The organism is Thiobacillus denitrificans, from assembly GCF_001530125.1.
Classification (GTDB): Bacteria; Pseudomonadota; Gammaproteobacteria; order Burkholderiales; family Thiobacillaceae; genus Thiobacillus; species Thiobacillus denitrificans_C.
In genome coordinates this window covers 154,013-175,421 of record NZ_LDUG01000018.1, presented here as the reverse complement: position 1 = coordinate 175,421, position 21,409 = coordinate 154,013, and the positions used below count along the sequence as shown (strand labels likewise).

Below are 21,409 nucleotides of genomic sequence, written 5' to 3'. Positions count from 1 at the left end.
TTACTTACCCGGGATTAATGCACGGAGCGCCCACCCAGAATAAGACAAAAGTGAAATAGCTCGGCAGCTGTTTTCAAAGGTGCCGTAGTCCAAGCTCTCGCCATGAAGAATCGCATGTCGATTTAGCTGGTTGCCGTACAAGGTTCGCTCGTTGGCCTTGGCAATAACCGGAAGGACTGTAATCAGGGGTGCCAACATCGCCTCTTCAAAGTGCCCAATTTCGAGAGGCTGTATTTTTCTCTTTAAAACAAGGTCGCCATCTCGGTGCTTTTTATATAGTCCCACGCCATGCATTTCTTGGCAGATACCATCAGCCTGCGCCAGAAATACTGGGGTTGATACAGCATACATTTTCTGTTGATGTGCTGAGAATGCCTCTCGTAATATCGCCTGCCGGCTCGGGTAAGCATCTGCGAGTTGCGCCTCAATGTTGCTGACATGTGAATCAACCCAACCGCACAAAACCCGATCAGCTTCTTCCTTCGTTTTTGTATCAAAAATTTCTGCCAACCGGAAAATGGCATCCGCTGGCAATTCCGGATCCAAGTACCAACCGTGAGAACCCAGTTTCAGCAATGCCTCCTTGGTACGATCAGGAAGCGTCTTGAATGCTTCTGCCACTGTCAAAAGAAGCGGGGCGAGCTGTTCGAACTGTGCCCGAATCTGGTCAACAATTGGGCGTGCTGCTTCAACCAAGCCATCAAGCTGGGCTTTCAGCCCAGATAACGCATGAAGCTGATTTGGTGGTTTTTCCGTCACTATTCAGATGCCCTGTCATTGAAAAACTGCTCGACTTCGTCGGCGCTGGCGAATTCGCCCCGGTCGGCGGCGGCGATGGACTGTTTCAACGCTTCGATCTGCGGCGTGCGCCAGGCGAGGTCATCAGCCAATGCCACTCGCCACATTGGCTGGGCGGTGTTCGCTGGGGGCTTGGGTTGGCTGCTCATTGGGATGTTTTAGGCGGGATATTGCAGCAGGCTAGCACAGCACGACTCAGGTGCTCGGTCTGCCCCTTGGCAAATGCCGCATCGCGGCCTAATATAACAACCGTTATAACCAACAGGAGTCTGCCATGCATGCCCTGAAACTCACCCAAATCGGCAATTCGGTCGGCCTGATCCTGCCCAAGGAAGTACTGGCGCGTCTGAAACTGGAAAAAGGCGACACGGTATTTGTGACCGAAACGCCGGACGGCGTGGCCATGACTCCGTATGACCCCAGTCTGGAAGAACAGATCGAAGCGGGTCGCGCCTTCATGCGTGATTTCCGGGACACCTTTCACGAACTGGCCAAGTAAGTGGCACGCGACTGGAGATGGTTCGACAAACGCGTCCTGCTGTTGCTGCACGACGAGAGCCTGGCCGAACACGGTGGCTTATCGGGCTTGCGCGATGAGGGCCTGCTCGATTCAGCGCTGGCGCGGCCACTCAATCTGGCAGCGTACGGCGAGCCGGATGTGTGCGAACTGGCTGCGTCTTATTGCGTCGGCCTCGCAAAGAATCATCCCTTTGTGGATGGCAACAAACGCGCCGCTTTCCTCGCCTTGGGCTTGTTTCTCTACTCGAATGGGCAGCGGCTGATCGCCACCCAGGCTGAGGCCACCCTCGCCGTATTAGCCGTCGCCGCCAGCGAATGGGACGAAGCCACGCTCGCCGCCTGGCTACGCACGCACACCACGCCTCGCGGCTGATAACCGCTCTCCGCTCTCCACTCACGGCTCTCCACTCACCATGTCTCACCCCTGGCTCAACGCCCTCAAGGTCTACACCCACCCGCGCGTCGTCGGCATGCTGTTCCTCGGCTTTTCCGCCGGGCTGCCCTTGCTGCTGGTACTGGGCACACTGTCGTTCTGGCTCTCCGAAGCGGGCATTGCGCGCGCGACGATCGGGCATCTCTCCTGGGTAGGGCTGGCGTATGGCTTCAAGTTTCTGTGGTCGCCGCTGGTGGACCGGCTGCCGCTGCCGTTTCTGACGGCGCGACTGGGCAAGCGGCGGGCGTGGCTGCTGTTGTCGCAGGTCTGCATTGCCGCCGCGCTGCTCGGCATGGCCAACACCGACCCGGCGCTGAACCTGACGCATATGGTGTTCTTTGCACTGGCGGTGGCGTTCGCCTCGGCGACGCAGGATATCGCGCTCGATGCCTACCGGATTGAAGCGGTCGAGATGGAAAAGCAGGGGGCGATGGCGGCGACCTATCAGGCGGGCTATCGCATCGCAATGATCACGGCGGGCGCGGGCGTACTATGGATCGCGGCGAGCGTCGACCCCTCCGAAGCGACCTACGACTTCCGTCCCTGGCAGGTGGCGTACACGGTAATGGCGGCGCTGATGGTCGTCGGCATGCTCACCACGCTAGTCATCCGCGAGCCGGAAAAGAAAATCTCCACCGTCACCACCGAGCGCGAGGCGCACACGCGGGAACGGTTCGCCGCAGCCGGATTGCACGGCTGGCTGCTGACCGCCACGGCGTGGGTCTACAGCGCGGTGCTGGCGCCCTTCATCGACTTCATCCAGCGCTACAAATGGCAGGCCGTGCTGATGCTGGCGCTGATCGCCGTCTACCGCATCTCCGACGTGGTGATGGGGGTGATGAGCAATCCCTTCTATCAGGAAATGGGCTTCACCAAGGACGAAGTGGCGACCGTGTCCAAGGTCTACGGCGTGATCATGACCATCGTCGGCGCCGGGCTGGGCGGCCTGCTGGTCATGCGCATGGGCGTGATGCGCACGCTGTTCCTCGGCGCGGTGCTGTCCGCGGCAACCAACCTGCTGTTCGTGTGGCTGGCCGGTCGCGGCCACGATGTCGGCGCGCTGGTGTTCACGATTTCGGCGGACAACCTCTCGGCCGGCATCGCGTCCTCCGCCTTCGTCGCCTACCTCTCCAGCCTGGTCAACCAGGCGTATTCGGCCACCCAGTACGCGCTGTTCACCTCGGTGATGCTGCTCCTGCCCAAGTTCATCGCGGGCTTTTCCGGGGAGTTTGTCGATGCGTTCGGCTGGGCGAACTTCTTCACCGGCACCGCGCTGATCGGGGTGCCGGTGCTGTTGTTGGTTTGGCTGGTGGGTCGATCACAAACATCTCACCACAGAGACACAGAGACACAGAGAAATGCATAGGAGACGAGCCTGGTCGGGGAGTGGGTTTAAGGGGTTCTCTGTGTCTCTGTGTCTCTGTGGTGAAAGATTTAAATGATCGAATTTTCCCTGCTCGCCGCCCTCCTCGCCGGCCTGCTCGGCGGGGTGCACTGCGTCGGCATGTGCGGCGGCATCGTCGCGGCGTTTTCGTTCCGCGCCGACGGCACGCACCCGCCGTTCCGCATGCATCTGGCCTACAACCTGGGGCGAGTGTCGTCGTATGTGCTGTTCGGCGCGCTGGCGGGGGCGCTCGGCGCCACGTTCAAGCTGGCCGGGGTCATGCCGGTACAGCTGCTGTTGTATGTGCTGGCGCAAGTCGTGATGATCCTGCTCGGCCTGTATCTGGCCGGATTCAATCAATGGGTGCGGGTGTTCGAGCGCGCCGGCGGCGCGGTGTGGCGCGTGGTGAGGCCGCTGTTCCAGAAACTGCTGCCGGTGAAGTCGCTGCCGCAGGCGGTGCTGGCGGGGATGGCGTGGGGCTGGCTGCCGTGCGGGCTGGTGTATTCAGTGCTGGTGTCGGCGCTGGCAGCCGGCAGTGCCACCTCCGGCGCCGCACTGATGCTGGCATTCGGGCTCGGCACCCTGCCGAATTTATTGGGCATGGGCCTGTTCGCCCGGCAGATTCAGCCCTTCATGCAGCGGTTGTGGGTGCGCCGCGCGGCAGGACTGATGGTGGCGGGGTTTGGGGTATGGGGCCTGCTCATGCTGGCTTATTCGACGTTCGCCAACGCCTGAAACAGGACGCATGCCCGGCATGGACAGCGGCTGATGCGGCGCTGACGGCTTATCGGTAGAACTTCTGGTTGAACACCAACTCGTGCCTGGGTTCGCCGGCCACTTCAACGGTGGCGGTGAATTTCAGCGTGTCGGGGGGCGTGACCCGGAATTCGCCCAGGTAGTAAATCGCGGTGCCTTCCTTGATCTCGCGCATCTCCACATTGGCCAGTTGCTGATTGAGATTGGTGACATAGACGGTGAGCTTGGCCGGCACCGGCGAGAGCACGCCCACCTCGTTCTGTTTCAGTACCGACATCGTGACCATTCCACGCGTCTTGCTGCGCTCGATCTTGTAGGCGCGCGCGACTTCGGGCAGCAGTTCGTCGGTGGTGAGGGCGTTATAGTGGACTTCGTACGGGCCGAATTTCTGCGCGATTTCAGCGTGGGCAACAGCGGTGACGGAACACAGGCACAGGGCGGCAAGCAGGCGCTTCATGGTCTCTCTCCTTTTGTTGTGGGCGATGCTGTCTAGATTGTAGGCGCTTATTGCAGCGTGGCGAGCCAGGCGCTCAGCGCGTCGAGCGCGCGGCTGACTGCCAGGTTGGCCGCCTGCGCGGCACCGGCCGCATCATAGGTCGTCAACGGCACCTGCTGTTCGAAGACGCGGCGCCCCAGCAGGGCGCGCTGCTTCAGATCGACCAGTTCGGCGCGCAGCACCAGGCGCATCTGGCCCGGCTCGCTGGCGGCGTCGTGATAGAACTCGACCAGCTCGGTGTCCAGCAGCATGTCACCGCGCACATAGCCGCCGGCGGCACTGACATTCCAGGCGCCCTGGCGGTCGAGGCGGGTGCGCATGAGGTCGGCGAAGCGCTTGCCGGGGCGCTCGGTCCAGCGCGCGAACTGGTATTGGCCACGGGTGCCGGCGCTGCGACTGAAGACGATCTGGTCGGTGTCATAAAAGCTGCCCGTGGTGGTGTCGAGTACCAGCAGGGTCGGGGCATACGATTCCACACGCGCTTTAGCGCGTAGTGGATCGGAGTCCTTTAGGGCATACGATCTTTCACGGGCTTTAGCCCGTAGAAAGTCGGAGTCCCCTTGTGGGGCATACGATTCCATCCCGCCTTGCGGGACTTTAGCGCGTAGTGGATCGGAGTCCTTTAGGGCGTCGGCGCGCGGCGGGGCGGGATCGGTCGCGGACACGGGGTCGTTCAGCACGTAATACACCACGGCGGGGATTTTGGTCTTTTCGCCAAAATTGACGCAGCCGGTCAGCACCAAGCTCAGCGCGGCAAGGATTAGGGCGGATTTCATGGCAATTTTTCTCCGGGGCCGAGCCGCTGCTGGCCGGGGCCGAACAGGATTTCGCGCGGGTTGGACAGGCGCTGTCCGGCGGTGTTGAGGGTTTCGGCGCTGGTGCGCACGTCGCGGCTGATGTTGGTCAACTCCAGCGTGCTGGTTTCGGTGAGTTGCTGGATTTGCCCGGAAATCAGGCTGGCTTCGCCCTGCAGTTTTTCCATCGCGACGGTGGCCTCCTTCAGCGTGGCATCGGCGTTCTGGCTGACGCTGACAATGCTGCCCTCGGCACGGGTGGCGGCCTGGCTGATGCTGGCGCCGGCAAAGCGAAATTCGTCGGAGGCATCGCGGATGCCCTGCACCACGGCGTCGAGGCTCTGCTTGTTGGCGGCCAGATGGCCGGACAGATCGTTGAGGTTGGCCAGCGTCTGGCTGATGGCAAGCTGGTTTTCGTCCGACAGCAGGGTGTTCATGCGTTCCAGCACCTGCGCGCCGTTTTCCGCCATCCGGGACACCGCAGTGGCGACCTTGTCGATGTCGGAACTGCCCTCGGCGATCACCGGATAGCGTTCGCCCTGGGGCACGACGTCAAGCAAAGGTGCGTCGCTCGGGCCGTTGTTGATCTCAACCGACGCAATACCGGTCACCAGGTTGCGCTTGATGTAGGCCTCGGCGCCGACGTGCACCGGCACGCCCTCGTCGATGCGGGCGGTGACGCTGACGGCTTCATCCTTGTCCTTGGCGAAACGATAGCTGTCGACCACGCCGACCTTGATCCCGCGAATCTTCACCGGGCTGCCGACCGCCAGCCCGTCGAGCGACTGCTGCTTGAAATAGAGGGTGTAGTTCTGATAGGCGATGCGGTCGGCCGCGCCCGTCAGCCATACGACGGCCACAGTCAACAGCGCAATCACCGCCAGCACCAGGATGCCCACCAGGGTGTATCGGCCTTCAGTTTCCATGCGGGGGTTCTCCTTTCGACACCCGTGCGGCGAAGTAATCGCGCAGCCACGGGTCGTCGATGGTTTTCAGTTCGGCCACCGTGCCGCTGCCCAGCACACGGCCGTCCGACAGCACGATGATGCGGTCAATAATTGAAAACAGTGTATCCAAGTCATGGGTGACGAGGAATACAGTGAGGCCGAGACTGTCTGCCAACAGCCGGATCAGCGCATCGAAGGCGCGCGCCGAAGTCGGGTCGAGGCCGGAGGTCGGCTCGTCCAGAAACAGCAGTTCGGGGTCCAGCGCCAGCGCGCGCGCCAGTGCCACCCGCTTGCGCATGCCGCCTGACAGCTCGCTCGGGCGCTTTTTGGCGGCGTCCGGCGGCAGCCCAGCCAGCGCGAGCTTCAGCCGCGCCAGTCGGCGGCAGGTGGCGTGGGGCAGGTCGGTATGCTCGAACAAAGGGGTGGCGACGTTGTCCTCCACATTCATCGAGGAAAATAGCGCGCCATCCTGGAACAGCACGCCAAAGCGTTGACGCAGCAGGTTCATCTGCTCGGGGGTGCTGTCCAGAACCGACTGCCCGAAAAGCTCGATGCGGCCGGCCTGCGGCTTCAACAGGCCGATGATTTCGCGCAGCAGCACCGACTTGCCGGAGCCGCTGCCGCCGATCAAGGCGACCACTTCGCCGCGCGCAACGGAAAGATTCAAATCACGATGAATGCTGTTCCCGCCCAGCGTGGTGACGAGGTCGCGAACGTCGATGACGGCTTCTGTCATCAGATTCCCAGCTTCACGAACATGATGGCAAAAATGGCATTGAGGATGATGATGGCGACCAGGCTCTGCACCACGGTGGAGGTGGTGTGGGCACCGACACTGCGCGCGTCGCGGGTGACCGAAAGCCCCATGCGGCAGGCAATCAGTGCGATAAAGATGGCGAACACCGGCGCCTTGCCCAGCCCAACCAGCAGGGTTTTCAGATCCAGCACGTCAGCCACCCGGTCCATGAACATGAAATACGAAATATCCAGCTGCTGCTGGGTCACCAGCATGCCGCCGGCCATCCCGGCGATGTCGCCGATGAAGACCAGCAGCGGCAGGGCGAGCAGCAGGGCCAGGATGCGCGGAATCACCAGCACCGCCAGCGGCGACAGGCCGAGCGTGGTGATGGCATCGATTTCCTCGGTCACCTTCATGGTGCCGATCTGCGCGGTAATGGCGGCACCGGTGCGCCCGGCCACCAGGACGGCGACGATGATCGGCGAGACCTCGCGCAGGATCGCCAGCAGCAGGCCGTCGACAACGAAGATGTTGGCGCCGTATTGCTGCGCCTGATCCCCCAGCAGGTAGGCGAACACCACGCCGAGCAGGAACAGCATGCCGACCACGATGGGGATCGCGCCGACGAACACCGTGCCCACCTGGGCGCCGAATTCACGCCAGCGCCAGCGGCCCGGGTTGCCCATCAGCGTCAACAGTTCGATGGACAGGCGGCCGACGAAGTCGAGCAGGCCGACCAGATGGCCCCACGCTGCGATGCTGCCGCGCCCGGTGAACTCCAGCACGCCTTCGCTGCGCGGTTCGGGTTCTGCGGCGGTGGCCGCGCTGTGCGGCGCCACCAGCTTGAACATTGCCAGATGCTGCGGCTGGAAGCCGCGCAGCTCAGGCATCGGGTCGCCGGCCTGCGGACGGGCGGCGGCGAGCAGCAGCCACGCGCCGTTGGTATCGAGTTGGGTGACGCCGGCGCCGTCGAGGATGCGCACGGTCTTGCCGGCCAGTTTCGGCAGCGCGGACGCGGCATCGGCATGCCAGATGCCGCTGACGACCAGCGCGCCCAGCGCCTCGTCAAAGTGCGCGCGCGCTTCTGTCACGCCAGACCCAATGGATTATTGGGGTCGATGCCGGGCATGAAGGGCAGGCCGCGCTCGCGATGGGTGACCTGATAGACGCAGCCGATCCAGTTGCCGATCACCGCCTCGGCGGTGTCGTGCCAGGTATTGTCGATCAGCGGCAGCAGGTGCGCCTCGGGGAAGGCCAGCGTCTCGCCCGCCCGCGTGCGGCGGGCGAATTCGGCCAGCAGCGCCTGCGCCTGGCGGTCGAAATAGCGCGCCGGAAACGGCGGCCAATTGGATAGGTTGCCAGCGGCGGCCAGCAGCAGGTCGCGCTTGTATTCCTTCAGCAGCGACACCGTGTCGTATTCGGGATGGCCCTGGAAGAACACGGTGCGCAGGCCGTCGTGGCTCACTGCCAGATGCACGCCGGCTTCCGCGCTTTCGACCAGTACTTTGAGTCCGGCCGCCGCGAACTGCGCATGCGAAACGTCGTTCCAGCGCGAGTGCGGCACATCGAAGCGGGTGTTGACGTCGGCCACCAGCGGATGGCGGCCGTCGGTGACGCGGTGTTCGAACACGCCCCAGATTTTCTGCGGCTGCTTCACCCGCGTCTGGCCGTGGCGGAACTGCATCACCGCATGGGTGGCCAGGCACGAGCACAGCGTCGAGGTGACGTTGTCCCAGGCCCAGTCGATCACCTTGATCAGCGGCTGCCAGAACGCTTCATCGGCCAGGTTGGGGTGGCTGACGTTGGCGCCGGTGATGATGAGGGCATCCAGCCCCTTCTCGCGAATATCCTCGAAGCTTTCGTAATACTGCGCGATGTGCGCACGCGCCGTTTCGTTGCGCGGCAGCGTCGGCAGGGTGAACGGATGCATGTAGAACTGCGCGATCGGGTTGGATTCGCCGACCAGCCGGTAGAACTGCCGCTCGGTCGCCTCCAGCGCCGCGTCCGGCATCATGTTCAAGAGGCCGACGTGCAACTCGCGGATTTCCTGATTGGCCGCGCGCTCGGTCGACAGCACCGTGATGCCGTCGCGGCGCAGGCGGTCGAAGGTAGGGAGGGCGTTATGCGCAACCAGTGGCATTCGCTTCCCCTGACCCCTGACCCCTGACCCCTGACCCCTTCCTTGCCACCGCAGCCTCGACGAGTGCCAGAAAATCGCGCTCGTCGCGCACCTGCGCCACTTCCTGCGAGGTCACGGTGTAGCCGTGCGGCTCGGCAATCGCCTCGTAGCGCGGAATGCGCGAATGGAACAGGTGCGGGAATACCCAGCGGGCGAAATCGTCTGGCTCGACCTGGGCCACGTATTCGAGGCCTTTTTCCCTGAGATACAAGGGCAGGTGCTCGGCAAGGAAGGCTGGGCGGAAATACAGCGGCTTGGGGTCGGACTGCGCACGTTTGATCAGCGTGTTTTCTTCCTCGCGCGTGGTGGTCTGGATATAGAGGATCAGCGTGTGCTCGGCCAGCAATTCGACCACACCGGGCTCGTCCAGCTCGCACAGACTGCCGCCAACGTCGTTGACGAAGTGCGGGTAGCCGTAGATGTCCTGACCCTTGCGGATGAAACTCGGCACGTCACGCATGGCGGCGATCTCGCCGTCGCGATACGCGGCCTGACGGCGCGAGAACGCGTCCAGCGGCAACCCGCCCCACGCCGGCCCGCCGAGCTTGCCGACGAAGGTGAGCACCGGCCCGAGGTCGTGGATCTTGATGTTGTTCTTGATGTCGATCCAGTCGCGCCGCAGCAGCTCGCGCAGGAAAGGCACCTGCATCGCCTGCTGCTTGATCAGATCGAGAATCGGCTCGTCCAGATAGCGCGTGCCGATGCGGTAGTCGCCGGAAAAGTGGAACCAGTCGTGGCCGCGCAGCATGCCCGAGAGGTGCGTCTTGCCGACGCCGGACATGCCGAGCAGGGTAATTCGCTTGGTCGGCCAGGCGCGGAAGGTGTCGGGGGTGAAATGCATGGGGGGCTTTTTCGTGGGATTAGCGCGAAGCCTACCGAAAAGCCACCCAATACAAAAGGGCGCGATAAACGGCGCCGGATGATTCCCGGCATGCATTGGCTGTGTGTTGGCCGTCACCATCAGCAGTCCGGGGTAAAATCGTACGCCGAACCCGAACCCGTCCTGACGACTCCTATGGCTTTTTCGCCATCTCCGATTTGAGGGATTTAAAGACCGGCCCCCACGAGGGATGGCCCGATTCTGCAGGGGTCAATTCAAATTCAGGATCGAGCTCCAGCGCCTTGCGAAACTCATTGCGGCATGACTTTTCCCGCGCCTGGGCGCAATGGATGAAAGCCAGATACTTGTGCGCCGCCACTTTATCTGAATTCAGGAATAGCCCTGCTGAAAACGCGTTCTGCAAAAACCGAGCGGAGCTTCTGTAATCACCGTCTTCGTAAGCCCGAATACCCGCCGACAAGTCCTGTTCCGCCTTGCGGGGGGCGAACTTATCCAGACCGCTATCCCGCATGATGGGCGCAGCGCAGGCCGTCATCAGCAGGGTGGCGCAAAGCAGCGCACCTATCCGCATCATCGTCATGTCCTTACTTGAATTTGTGCCTGATCTTGTGCGACCGGCCGGGTTCCGGATTCACGATAACACGATAGGGTACGAACGCCTGATTGCGTATTTCCACCTCGTGCTTGCCCGGCTCAAGTTGCAACAGGGTAAGTGGGGGCGATACGCCGACGCGCCTGCCATCGACAAACACCTCGCCCCAGGGCGAAATTGCCAGCCTCACAGTGGCTTTCGCCTGCGCCACCGCTGCAGGCGCTTGGGGAATTGCCGATGCGGCCACTGCGGGCGCGGCCTTTGGTTTCGCCAGGGGGACTGCAATCTCGCTGGCGGGGGCAGCCGTCGGGAGGGGCGTGTTGACGCGCTCGGTTTCAAGCCTTGGCGCAACCGGGGCAGGGAGCTCGACGCGCTTTGGCGGGAGCCCCTGCAAAACCATCACAAACGCGGCAACGAGCAACACCGGGATTGCCAGCAGGAAGCGCGTGCGGCGCAGTTGTGCATTGCCCAGAAAAGAGGCGATTTTTGCTTGAATGCCCCGCCCGCTGTCCGCAGGCGGCATTGCAAACACGCCGCTGGCTTTGTGTGGCGGCAAGTAGAGCGTCGCGTCTTGCTGCGCCGTCGTTGCCCTGCTTGCCTGCACGGGTTCCCCCGGCTGCTTGCTGGCGGCAGGCTGGCGCGCCCCTTGGGGGATAAAGGCTTCATGCCCCAGATCGCGGGCAAATTCCCTGGCGGTCTGGTATCGGTCTTCAGGCCGTTTTGCCAGGGCCCGGCTGATGATCCGGTCGAACACCGGCGGCACCCCGAGGTTGACCGTACTGGGCGGCGCGGGGTCTTCATGCAGGATCTTGTACATAATGGCGCTGAGGTTATCGCCATTAAATGGCGTGACCCCCGTCAGCATTTCGTACAACACCACCCCCAGCGCGAAAATATCTGTTCTGCCATCCGTGGCTTGGCCCGCCACCTGCTCCGGCGCCATGTACTTGGGCGAGCCCAGCACGGTGCCGGCCTGCGTGCGCGAACCGGTAGGAATCTGGGCAATGCCGAAATCCATGATTTTGACGTCACGGTTCGGCGTGATCATGATGTTGGCAGGCTTGATATCACGATGCACCACGTGGTTTTCATGCGCGTAATTCAGTGCGCTCGCAATTTGCGCCGCGACCCTGCCGATCAGGTCTGGCGGAAAAACCACACCGGAATCGAGCATCTCGCGCAGCGACTCGCCCTCCAGGTATTCCATCGCGATATAGGCGACATCGTCAGTCTCGCCGACGTCATAAATGGTGACGATATTGGAATGGCTCAGTCGTCCTGCAGACTTGGCCTCGCGGTAAAAGCGCGCTTCGAAATCGGCACGCTCTTCTTTTGACAGATCGAGGTTGATCGTCTTGATGGCGACGGTGCGCTCAATCAGCGGGTCAACCGCTTTGTAAACCGCGCCCATCGCGCCCTGCCCAAGCGCCGAGACCACTTCATAACGACCGAATTGTGTTTGACTGACCATGCGGGCGGGGACGGGTGACTTGCTTTGGGGTGATTCCAGGTGAGAGAATTCTCGTAAGGTAAATTATAACAAACACCAAGAGACTATCGTTTTGCCACACGCCTCCTCCTCACCGCCCCTATCGCTCGAAATCGCCGCCAGATCCGACCCCGGATTACTGCGAGGCCTGAACGAAGACAGTATTGCCACAGTCAGCGAACTGGGCCTGCTGGTGCTGGCGGATGGGATGGGCGGCTACCAATCCGGCGACGTAGCCAGCAGCCTGACCACCCACATCATCGTGGAGGGACTGACCCGTGGCTTGCAGGGCAGGCCAGACGCCAGCAGCGATGTTGCCGAATTGGTGCAAACCAGTGTTAAAAGAGCCAATCGTGCGATTTTTCTGGAAGGCCAACAACGCGCACAGCGCACCAACAGCACTCAAGATCAAGCCATGGGGTCAACCGTGGCGCTCCTGCTGTTTCGGAATAATCACGTCACGATTGCGCATGTCGGCGATTCCCGCGTCTATCGACTGCGTGCTAACCACCTGGAATTGATGACGCATGACCATTCCTTATTGCAGGAGCAAATCGACCAGGGAATACTCAGCGCCGAGGCCGCGGCAACTTCGCACAACCGCCACCTTGTGACGCGCGGGCTGGGCCTGCAGGCCGAGGTGGCGGTTTCCCTTGTCGAGGATGACGTCCTGCCGGGCGATATCTACCTGGCCTGCTCGGATGGTCTGAACGACATGGTGGATAACGCTGATATCGAACGGGTGCTCAATTTGCTCCAGGCCAATTTGCCGCTCGCCGCCAGCCAACTGGTGATGATTGCCAACGACAATGGCGGCGAAGACAATATCTCCGTCATCCTGGCAAAAGCCGGGCCGCATGCCACACCAGCCGCGAAGCGCAAGGGTTTCTTCGCCTGGTTATTCGGACGTTAAACCCGCATGGCAAAATTGATCGTCAGTCAGAATGGTGAAGTCATCGAAAACTGCTTTCTCAACGAAGCCAGCTTCACGATCGGCAGCCGAACCGACAGTGACCTGTGCCTTGCCATCATGGGAGTCAGCAGATCTCACGCCCGCATTACCTCAGTCGGCAACGACGACATCCTGGAAGACCTGGACAGCACCAATGGCACCCTGGTGAATGGCAGGCCCATCGCCCGGCATATCCTGCAAAATGATGATGTCATCGAAATTGCCAATGTGCAGATCCGTTACCGCAACCATAAAGCCATCGATGGCCCGAGTTTCGACAGGACGATGATCATTCACGCCTCCGCGCTGGAAGGCGGCATGCCATCTCAACCGGTTGGCGCCTATGCGCTGGCGACGGCAAAACAGGAGCGGCGCTTCAAGAAAGGCGCGCGCCTGGGTCTGATCCGGGAAGTCAAGGGCGCTCAGCCCGGCGCGGAAATCGAATTGTCGCAGGTACTCCATATCGTTGGCACACCCGGAAAACAACTTGCGGTGATCAATTCCCGTCCGCACGGTTATTTCATCACCCATGTCGAGGGGAAAAAACCCGCGCGCGTGAACGGCAAATCCATCGGGAAGGAACCCCGGCCACTGACGCCCAACGATGTAATCGAAGTGGGAGATGAAAAGCTGCTGTTTCTGCTCAAATAAGAACCCAAGGCCCGCCCATTCGCACAACGAAGCACCGCCATGACCGCCCCTCGCCTGCCCGTCCTGTCCCTGCTCGAAACCCGCGTCCTCGGCGTGCTCAGCGAGAAGCAGCACACCGTGCCCGACACCTACCCGCTGTCTCTCAACGCCCTGGTGGCCGGCTGCAACCAGAAGACCAGCCGCCATCCCATCATCGAAGCAAGCGAGGCCGACGTGCTGTCCGCCATCGACAGCCTCAAGGGCCCGGCCCTGATCATCGAAACCAGCGGTGGCCGCGTCACCCGCTATGCCCACAACATGGAACGGGCCCTGCGTCTGCCTTCGCAGTCCATCGCCCTGCTCACCGCGCTCATGCTGCGCGGCCCGCAGACCGCGGGTGAACTGCGCACCAACAGCGAGCGCCTGCACCGGTTCGCCGACATCTCCGCGGTGGAAGGCTTTCTGCAGGAACTGACCGAACGGCCCGAAGGCGCCATAGTGGTCGAACTCCCCCGCCAGCCCGGCTCGCGCGAGAAGCGCTGGGCCCACCTGCTCAGCGGTACGCCAGCCATCGAGGAAACCCTGTCCACAGCGCCCTCGGCGAACGAACCCGCGGCCGACATCAGCGTGGGCGAGATCGCCGCGCTTAAAGCCAACGTGGCAAGGCTGGAGGAAGAGGTCATCGCGTTGAAGGGCCTGGTGGGCAAGCTTTGCGCAGCGCTCGGGGTGTCGGGCTGACGGGTGAAGCGGTGGCGGTGAAATCCAGATGCCGGATGCGGACCCAGGGCGGACGGCTTCCCCGGGATGGACACTTCGCAGCTTGGCATCCGACGCAACGCCGGTGGAACGGCAGGTTTCGATCCCATCAGGCATTTACTTGATCCGCCCCCCCCGAGGGGGCAAAGCCGAGTACTATCAACAGGCTTGTGTGCCACCGGTACACAGACATCCTTCGGAAAGACCGTGATGATCCACACTTCGCCTCGGCTGAGGTGACGTTTTTTTCCGACGGTGGAGGCCGCAACGCTCTGTTGCCGGCCCGGCAAGCGCAACCCTCCTCCGGGTCGTTGCACGCTTCTCACGGAAATCAACCATGTCAAAAACAGGAAACGGCCCCACCCCTGCCGGCAAGGCGAAGGACATCGCTGAAGTGCGGCGCCAGAAGGCCTTGCTCAAAACGGGGGCGTTGCAGAGCGCGATTTTCAACAGCGCCAATTTTTCGAGTATCGCCACCGACGCGAAGGGCGTCATCCAGATTTTCAACGTCGGCGCCGAGCGTATGTTGGGCTACACCGCCGCCGAAGTGATGAACAAGATCACGCCTGCCGATATTTCCGATCCGCAGGAAGTGATCGCCCGTGCCAAGTCGTTGAGCATCGAGCTCGGAACCCCGATTACGCCGGGCTTCGAGGCATTGGTGTTCAAGGCCTCACGCGGCATCGAGGATATCTATGAACTGACCTACATCCGCAAGGATGGCAGCCGCTTTCCGGCAGTGGTGTCGGTCACGGCACTACGCAACGATCAAGATGCGATTATCGGCTATCTGCTGATCGGCACCGAGCTCAAGGCAGGGGCTCTGCAGAGCGCAATTTTCAACAGCGCCAATTTCTCGAGTATCGCCACTGACGCGAAGGGCGTGATTCAAATCTTCAATGTCGTCGCGGAGCGCATGCTGGGCTACGCGACCGCTAAAGTGATGAACAAGCTCTTCCTGTGCACGGCACTTAATGCGACAGAATCCTTGCGATCCACAAGAGAGGACCAAAAATGAAAGTGGTAACCGAAGGACAAGCATCGCGGGGAAAACTTGACCCCAAACTGTTATTGAGCGTCTTGACGGCGGTTAAAACAGGGGACTTTTCGGCGCGCATGCCGCTGGACTGGATCGGCATCGACGGCAAGATCGCCGACACGCTCAACGACATCATTGCGCTGAACGACAAAACATCCCTCGGCATCAACCACATCAGCAAGGTGGTGGGCAAGGAAGGGCAGCTGGCGACGCGCATTCCGTTGGGATCTGTCGGCGGCGCATGGGCGCGCCAGATCGAGTCGGTCAATACGCTGATTTCGGATCTCGTCTGGCCCAGCACGGAAATGGCGCGCGTGATCGGTGCGGTGGCCAAGGGGGATATGATCCAGAAGATGGACGTGGAAGTGGACGGCAAGCCGATTCAGGGCGAATTTATGCGCACCGCCAAAATCGTCAACACCATGGTGGACCAGCTCGGCGCGTTCGCCGGGGAGGTGACGCGGGTGGCGCGCGAAGTGGGCACCGAGGGCAAGCTCGGCGGCCAGGCGCAGGTAGTGGGCGTGGCCGGCATCTGGAATGACCTCACCGTCAACGTCAACCTGATGGCCGCCAACCTGACCAACCAGGTGCGCAATATTGCGATGATCACGGCTGCAGTCGTCAGCGGCGATCTGTCGCAGAAGATCACGGTGGATGCGAAGGGCGAGCTGTTGGCGTTGAAGAACACCGTCAACACCATGGTGGACCAACTCGGCGCGTTCGCCGGGGAGGTGACGCGGGTGGCGCGCGAGGTAGGTACCGAGGGCAAGCTCGGCGGTCAGGCGCAGGTAGTGGGCGTGGCCGGCATCTGGAATGACCTCACCGTCAACGTCAACCTGATGGCCGCCAACCTGACCAACCAGGTGCGCAATATTGCGGTGATCTCGACTGCAGTCGTCAACGGCGATATGTCGAAGAAGATCACGGTGGATGCGAAGGGCGAGATGTTGGCGTTGAAGAACACCGTCAACACCATGGTCGTCCAGCTCGGCGCATTTGCCGGGGAGGTGACGCGGGTGGCACGCGAAGTAGGCACCGAGGGCAAACTCGGCGGCCAGGCGCAAGTAGTGGGCGTGGCCGGCATCTGGAATGACTTGACCGACAACATCAATGCAATGATCCGCAGCCTCAAGGACACCACCGACAAGAACACCGAACAGGACTGGCTCAAGACCAACCTGGCACGATTCACGCGCCTGTTGCAGGGCCAGCGCGAAATACTGACGTTGTGCAAGCTCATCCTGTCCGAGTTGGCACCGCTGGTGAAGGCCCAGCACGGCGTGTTTTACAGCATGGAAGGGGAAAAGGACGACGCTCGTCTTGGCCTCCAGGCGAGCTATGCCTACAAGGAGCGCGGGAATCTGCCGAAGCAATTCCGTCTGGGAGAAAGCCTGGTCGGCGAGTGCGCTCTGCAGAAGAAGCGCATCCTGCTTACCAACGTGCCGAGCGACTATGTGCAGATCAACTCCGGCCTTGGGGAAGCTACGCCCATGAACGTCGTGGTGCTGCCGGTGATGTTCGAAGGGATGACTAAAGCCGTCATCGAGTTGGCGTCCTTCGAGCATTTCAGCCCCATCCATCTCGCCTTCCTGGAACAGCTCACCGAGAACATCGGCATCGTACTCAATACCATCGAGGCCAACTCGCGCACCGAAGCACTGCTGCAACAGTCGCAAAAAATGACGGTGGAGATGCAAACCCAGGGAGAGGAGTTGCAGCAGACAAACGTCGAGCTGGAGAGCGCCAAGTCCGCGGCGGAAAAAGCCAACCTCGCGAAATCGGATTTCCTTTCCAGCATGAGCCATGAGTTGCGCTCCTCGCTCAATGCAATCCTCGGTTTCGCCCAATTAATGGAGTCGGGTTTGCCGCTGCCAACGCCCACCCAAAAGGCTAGCATCGACCAGATTCTCCAGGCGGGATGGTATCTGCTGGAGTTGATTAACGAAATCCTCGATCTCGCGTTGATCGAGTCCGGCAAGCTGTCGCTGTCGCTGGAACCCATGTTGCTATCCGAAGTGCTGCTCGATTGCCAATCCATGATCGAACCGCAGGCGCAAAAAAATGGCATCCGCATGAGCTTTCCTCAGTTAGATACCCCTTACTTTGTCAATGCGGATCGGACCCGGGTGAAGCAGGTTCTCATCAATCTGCTTTCCAACGCGATCAAATACAACCGCGCGGGGGGAACGGTCGAAGTGACGTGCAGCGCGTGCACAGGGGAGCGCATACGTATCAGTATTCAGGATACCGGCGAAGGATTGCCCCCAGAAAAACTCGCACAACTGTTCCAGCCGTTCAATCGTCTCGGACAAGAGGACAGCGCCGAGGAAGGCACCGGCATCGGCCTGGTGGTGAGCAAGCGGCTGGTCGAATTGATGGGGGGCGAAATCGGCGCGGAAAGCACCGTCGGGGTGGGCAGTGTGTTCTGGATCGAGCTGAACTCGGCGATCGCACCACAACTTGCCGCCGGTACAGCAGACGAGCCGCATGCGCTGGCTCAAGCACGTGTTCAGCGTGGCGCAGTGCTGCGCACCCTACTGTATGTAGAAGACAACCGGGCAAACATGCAGTTGGTCGAGCAACTCATCGAGCGTCGTCCCGATATGCGCTTGTTGAGTGCGGGGGATGGCTTGCGCGGCATCGCGCTGGCGCGCATCCATCAGCCGGAGGTGATCCTGATGGACATCAATCTGCCTGGCATCAGCGGTATCCAAGCGCTGAAAATCCTGCGTGAAGATCCGGTAACGGCGCACATCCCGGTGATTGCCATCAGTGCCAATGCCATGCCACAGGACATCACGAAAGGCCTGGAGGCAGGATTCTTCCACTATCTCACCAAGCCGATCAAAGTCAACGAGTTCATGGATGCGCTGTTCTTGGCGCTGGAACTTGCGGAAACAGGATTAGACGGCGCAAATAACCCGAGATCCCTGTGATGATTAGTCCCGCCGATATTCTCAATGCCAGTATTCTGATCGTGGACGATCAGGCAACCAATGTGCTGCTGCTGGAGCAAATGCTGCGTGAAGTCGGCTATCGGTGCATTGCGTCGACGATGGATCCGCATGCCGTCTGCGCGCTGCATCGCGACAACCGATACGACCTGATTCTGCTCGATCTGCAGATGCCCGGCATGGATGGATTCCAGATAATGGAAAGCCTGAAGGAAATCGAAACCGATGGCTACCTTCCCGTACTCGTGATTACGGCCCAACCGGGCCACAAGCTGCGGGCGCTGGCCTCCGGTGCGAAGGACTTCGTGGCCAAACCGTTTGACCTGATCGAAGTCAAGACGCGCATTCACAACATGCTGGAAGTGCGCTTGCTGTACAGGCAGCTCGAGCAGTACAGCCGTGCGCTGGAATCCCAGGCGCTGCATGACGCGCTGACCGGGCTGCCGAACAGGCGGCTTTTGATGGACAGGCTTTCGTTGGCCATCGCCCACGCGGGCAGGAACACAAGCACGATGGCGGTCATGTTCCTGGATCTGGACGGATTCAAGCAGATCAACGATACCCTGGGCCACGATGCGGGCGACACGCTGCTGAGCCTGGTCGCCGATCGCTTGGTGGCGGCGGTGCGCCAGGAGGACACGGTGGCGCGCGTGGGGGGCGACGAATTCGTGATCGGATTGTGGGAACTGAATCATGCCGACGGTGTGGCCACGCTGGCGTCGAAAGTGATCCAGGCCGTATCACAGCCCTATCTCATTCAAGGCCGCGACGTGAACATCACCGCCAGCATCGGCGTCGGCATTTATCCCCTGCATGGCAAGGACGTGGAGACGCTGATGAAGAGCGCGGATCTCGCCTTGTATGAAGCCAAGCGTGCAGGCAAAAACGACTACCGCATCGCCGCGCACACCGACCTGTTGGCGATGGCATTGACCCAAGCTGCCCCGATGGACAGGCCTCGATGCAAATGAAGGAAGCAAATTTTATGGTAAGTAGCACCGATATTCTTAATGCCAACATCTTGATCGTGGACGATCAGGAAGCCAACGTGCAACTGCTGGAGCAAATGCTGCGTGAAGCCGGTTATCGAAACCTTACGTCAACGACGGATCCGTACGAGGTCTGCACGCTGCATCGCAAGAACCGCAACGACCTGATCCTGCTCGACCTGCAGATGCCCGGCATGGATGGATTCCAGGTGATGGAAGGCCTCAAGGAAAACGCTGCGGACGACTACCTGCCGGTCCTCGTGATCACCGCCCAACCAGACCACAAGCTGCGCGCCTTGCAAGCCGGTGCCAAGGACTTCATCAGCAAGCCGTTCGATCTGGTCGAAGCCAAGACGCGCATCCACAACATGCTGGAAGTGCGGCTGCTGTACAAAAAACTCGAGCATTACAGCAAGGTGCTGGAACAGACGGTGCAGGAACGGACCGCCGAACTGCGCGAAAGCGAAGCCCGCTATCGCAGCCTGACCGAACTGGCCTCCGATTGGTACTGGGAGCAGGACGAGAACATGAACTTCACCCGGGTTTCCGGCCCGGTCCTGGAGATGCTCGGCATCCAGGTCGACGCCCCGGCGGGAGAACCGGGCGGCGGTCAGGCCGCAGGCTGGAACGAGGCGGAGCGGAAACTGCTGCAGGCCAAGATCGCCGCACGGCAGCCCTTCCTGGATTTCGCCTTCAGCCGCGTCAATGCCGATGGCTCGCAACAAACGTTTCGGGTGAGCGGGGAGCCGATGTTCAACCAGTCCTCCCGCTTCATCGGCTACCGCGGAGTCGGCGTGAAACTCACCGCCAAGAAATAGAACACACTATCTCGACGATTACCTATGCCATCACCCCATAGTCCGAATCAGAACCAACTTCTCGCCGCACTGACCCCGGCAGAATTCGAGCCCTTGGCTGCGCTTCTGGAACGGGTTCCGCTGGCGCTCGGAGAAGTCCTCTACGAACCCGGCGGACAGTTGCAGCACGCCTATTTCCCCACCACCGCCATCGTGTCGCTGCACTATGTCATGGCGTCTGGCGCATCGGCCGAATCCGTGGGGGTGGGCAATGAAGGCGTAGTCGGTATTGCGCTGTTCACGGGCGGCAATACCACCCCCAGCTCGGCCGTGGTGCAGACCGCGGGCCATGCCTACCGGCTGGAGCGCAGCAAGCTGTTGCAGGAATTCAATCGCGCCGGCTTGATGCAGCGCTTGTTGCTGCGCTACACCCAGGCGCTGATCACGCAAATGATGCAGGCCGCGGCCTGCAATCGGCACCATTCAATCGAGCAGCAGCTGTGCCGCTGGCTGTTGCTGACGCTCGATCGATTGCCGTCGAATGAGTTGGTCATGACCCAGGAATTGGTCGCCAGCATGCTCGGCGTGCGCCGCGAAGGTATCACGGAGGCAGCCGGGAAATTGCAGCGCGCCGGCTTGATCAGTTACCGCCGCGGCCACATTGCAGTGCTTGACCGGGCCGGGCTGGAGACCCACGCGTGCGAATGCTACGCCGTGGTCAAGAAGGAATTGAGCCGCCTGCTGCCCGATGTGCGGTCTGGCCAGGACATTGCGGCTACCGTCCAATAACCACCTCCAACCAGTGTGTTATTCAGCTTCTCAGCTTCGGCCGATACGCATCCTGCATGAAGTAGTGCAGGGACATGATCAAGTGGGTGGATGCGCAGCAACCGAATGCCCGCCATGTGCGTCAACAAACAGACGGCGAAGGCGGTTCTCCATAAAGTTGGGCTCAGTACACCCCGGCCGGACTCATTCACCTCTTTCTGGCACATCACGCTCGTGGTGATCTTGCTGCGTGTCATACCGCATACAAGGTCGACGCCTGTAACGGCCCGGGAATTGTTCTATGCTGCTAGGTGCTGGCCAAGGGCGGCTCTATGCCTAAGTGCAGCACACGACCGCCCGATCGTTCCACTGTTCATTTTCACCTTGATGACCTCAATTCCTGCCAAAACAGCATACAAATAATTGTGACCAATCAGCCGATAAAGGCTGAGGGTCCGCAAGCAGTGGGATGCGTTTTCGGCAAATACCGTTCACAAGGCCAAGGCTGCGTTGACCATCAAAAGTTCGAACAAGGAGCATGACATAGCCATCAAAGA

Annotated in this window: 23 protein-coding genes; 12 read left to right on the top strand and 11 right to left on the bottom strand. The window is 61.1% G+C overall.

Features of this window, described 5'->3' with window-relative positions:
• Positions 1–759 (bottom strand): hypothetical protein, encoded by a 759-nt coding sequence (locus ABW22_RS06120; RefSeq protein WP_157648566.1) that lies wholly within the window; start codon positions 757–759, stop codon positions 1–3.
• Positions 759–947: a hypothetical protein gene (locus tag ABW22_RS06115; protein ID WP_059753266.1), complete on the bottom strand. Its 189-nt coding sequence runs from the start codon at positions 945–947 to the stop codon at positions 759–761. Before ABW22_RS06115 ends, ABW22_RS06120 begins: the two co-directional genes overlap by 1 nt.
• Positions 948–1,072: 125 nt before the next feature.
• Between ABW22_RS06115 and ABW22_RS06110 the strand changes: the two genes are divergently transcribed.
• From ABW22_RS06110 to ABW22_RS06095, 4 genes are all read left to right on the top strand, one after another.
• Complete coding sequence (locus ABW22_RS06110; RefSeq protein ID WP_059753262.1) at positions 1,073–1,297, top strand: AbrB/MazE/SpoVT family DNA-binding domain-containing protein; 225 nt, start codon at positions 1,073–1,075, stop codon at positions 1,295–1,297.
• Positions 1,298–1,690: a type II toxin-antitoxin system death-on-curing family toxin gene (locus tag ABW22_RS06105; protein WP_059753259.1), complete on the top strand. Its 393-nt coding sequence runs from the start codon at positions 1,298–1,300 to the stop codon at positions 1,688–1,690.
• Positions 1,691–1,730: 40 nt separating this feature from the next.
• Positions 1,731–3,116: an AmpG family muropeptide MFS transporter gene (locus ABW22_RS06100; RefSeq protein WP_059753254.1), complete on the top strand. Its 1,386-nt coding sequence runs from the start codon at positions 1,731–1,733 to the stop codon at positions 3,114–3,116.
• A 72-nt stretch (positions 3,117–3,188) separates the two neighbouring features.
• Complete coding sequence (locus tag ABW22_RS06095) at positions 3,189–3,869, top strand: sulfite exporter TauE/SafE family protein (RefSeq protein ID WP_059753251.1); 681 nt, start codon at positions 3,189–3,191, stop codon at positions 3,867–3,869.
• 49 nt (positions 3,870–3,918) lie between these two features.
• Here the strand turns inward: ABW22_RS06095 and ABW22_RS06090 are convergent, their stop codons facing one another.
• The 9 genes from ABW22_RS06090 to ABW22_RS06050 form a co-directional block, all read right to left on the bottom strand.
• On the bottom strand, positions 3,919–4,347 hold the full coding sequence (locus ABW22_RS06090; protein WP_059753247.1) for a DUF4426 domain-containing protein: 429 nt from the start codon (positions 4,345–4,347) through the stop codon (positions 3,919–3,921).
• 47 nt (positions 4,348–4,394) lie between these two features.
• Positions 4,395–5,162 carry an ABC-type transport auxiliary lipoprotein family protein gene (locus ABW22_RS06085; protein ID WP_059753243.1) on the bottom strand — a complete coding sequence of 256 codons (768 nt, stop codon included), beginning with the start codon at positions 5,160–5,162 and terminating at the stop codon, positions 4,395–4,397.
• Positions 5,159–6,106 (bottom strand): MlaD family protein, encoded by a 948-nt coding sequence (locus tag ABW22_RS06080; RefSeq protein ID WP_059753238.1) that lies wholly within the window; start codon positions 6,104–6,106, stop codon positions 5,159–5,161. The genes ABW22_RS06085 and ABW22_RS06080 overlap by 4 nt, the downstream gene beginning before the upstream one ends.
• A complete protein-coding gene (locus ABW22_RS06075; RefSeq protein ID WP_059753235.1) occupies positions 6,096–6,863 on the bottom strand; it encodes an ABC transporter ATP-binding protein in 768 nt (255 codons plus the stop codon). The genes ABW22_RS06080 and ABW22_RS06075 overlap by 11 nt, the downstream gene beginning before the upstream one ends.
• Positions 6,863–7,957 carry an MlaE family ABC transporter permease gene (locus tag ABW22_RS06070; protein WP_059753230.1) on the bottom strand — a complete coding sequence of 365 codons (1,095 nt, stop codon included), beginning with the start codon at positions 7,955–7,957 and terminating at the stop codon, positions 6,863–6,865. The genes ABW22_RS06075 and ABW22_RS06070 overlap by 1 nt, the downstream gene beginning before the upstream one ends.
• Positions 7,954–9,006 carry a homoserine O-succinyltransferase MetA gene (gene metA / locus ABW22_RS06065; protein ID WP_059753225.1) on the bottom strand — a complete coding sequence of 351 codons (1,053 nt, stop codon included), beginning with the start codon at positions 9,004–9,006 and terminating at the stop codon, positions 7,954–7,956. The genes ABW22_RS06070 and metA overlap by 4 nt, the downstream gene beginning before the upstream one ends.
• Entirely contained in the window at positions 8,987–9,886 is a 900-nt protein-coding gene (locus ABW22_RS06060; RefSeq protein WP_059753223.1) for a hypothetical protein, read from the bottom strand. The genes metA and ABW22_RS06060 overlap by 20 nt, the downstream gene beginning before the upstream one ends.
• A 172-nt stretch (positions 9,887–10,058) precedes the next feature.
• A complete protein-coding gene (locus ABW22_RS06055) occupies positions 10,059–10,466 on the bottom strand; it encodes a TssQ family T6SS-associated lipoprotein (RefSeq protein ID WP_059753220.1) in 408 nt (135 codons plus the stop codon).
• Between the two features lie 4 nt (positions 10,467–10,470).
• Positions 10,471–11,949, bottom strand: a complete 1,479-nt coding sequence (locus tag ABW22_RS06050) for a serine/threonine-protein kinase (RefSeq protein ID WP_082708578.1) — start codon at positions 11,947–11,949, stop codon at positions 10,471–10,473.
• A 91-nt stretch (positions 11,950–12,040) separates the two neighbouring features.
• Between ABW22_RS06050 and ABW22_RS06045 the strand changes: the two genes are divergently transcribed.
• The 8 genes from ABW22_RS06045 to ABW22_RS06010 all read left to right on the top strand — a co-directional run bounded on the left by ABW22_RS06045 (position 12,041) and on the right by ABW22_RS06010 (position 20,873).
• The gene (locus ABW22_RS06045; RefSeq protein WP_059753215.1) at positions 12,041–12,880 is read left to right on the top strand and encodes a PP2C family protein-serine/threonine phosphatase; all 840 of its coding nucleotides are present in this window, start codon (positions 12,041–12,043) and stop codon (positions 12,878–12,880) included.
• Positions 12,881–12,886: 6 nt separating this feature from the next.
• Positions 12,887–13,570 (top strand): FHA domain-containing protein, encoded by a 684-nt coding sequence (locus ABW22_RS06040; protein WP_059753212.1) that lies wholly within the window; start codon positions 12,887–12,889, stop codon positions 13,568–13,570.
• A gap of 39 nt (positions 13,571–13,609) precedes the next feature.
• Entirely contained in the window at positions 13,610–14,287 is a 678-nt protein-coding gene (locus ABW22_RS06035; protein ID WP_059753209.1) for a YceH family protein, read from the top strand.
• A gap of 355 nt (positions 14,288–14,642) precedes the next feature.
• Entirely contained in the window at positions 14,643–15,323 is a 681-nt protein-coding gene (locus ABW22_RS06030; RefSeq protein WP_237763250.1) for a PAS domain-containing protein, read from the top strand.
• Positions 15,320–18,280, top strand: coding sequence for an ATP-binding protein (locus tag ABW22_RS17615; RefSeq protein ID WP_162264473.1), 2,961 nt, complete (start codon positions 15,320–15,322; stop codon positions 18,278–18,280). The genes ABW22_RS06030 and ABW22_RS17615 overlap by 4 nt, the downstream gene beginning before the upstream one ends.
• Positions 18,280–19,269 carry a diguanylate cyclase domain-containing protein gene (locus tag ABW22_RS06020; RefSeq protein WP_059753207.1) on the top strand — a complete coding sequence of 330 codons (990 nt, stop codon included), beginning with the start codon at positions 18,280–18,282 and terminating at the stop codon, positions 19,267–19,269. The genes ABW22_RS17615 and ABW22_RS06020 overlap by 1 nt, the downstream gene beginning before the upstream one ends.
• 14 nt (positions 19,270–19,283) lie before the next feature.
• Positions 19,284–20,105, top strand: a complete 822-nt coding sequence (locus ABW22_RS06015) for a response regulator (protein WP_059753204.1) — start codon at positions 19,284–19,286, stop codon at positions 20,103–20,105.
• A gap of 24 nt (positions 20,106–20,129) precedes the next feature.
• A complete protein-coding gene (locus ABW22_RS06010) occupies positions 20,130–20,873 on the top strand; it encodes a Crp/Fnr family transcriptional regulator (protein WP_059753200.1) in 744 nt (247 codons plus the stop codon).
• The last annotated feature ends 536 nt before the right edge of the window (positions 20,874–21,409 follow it).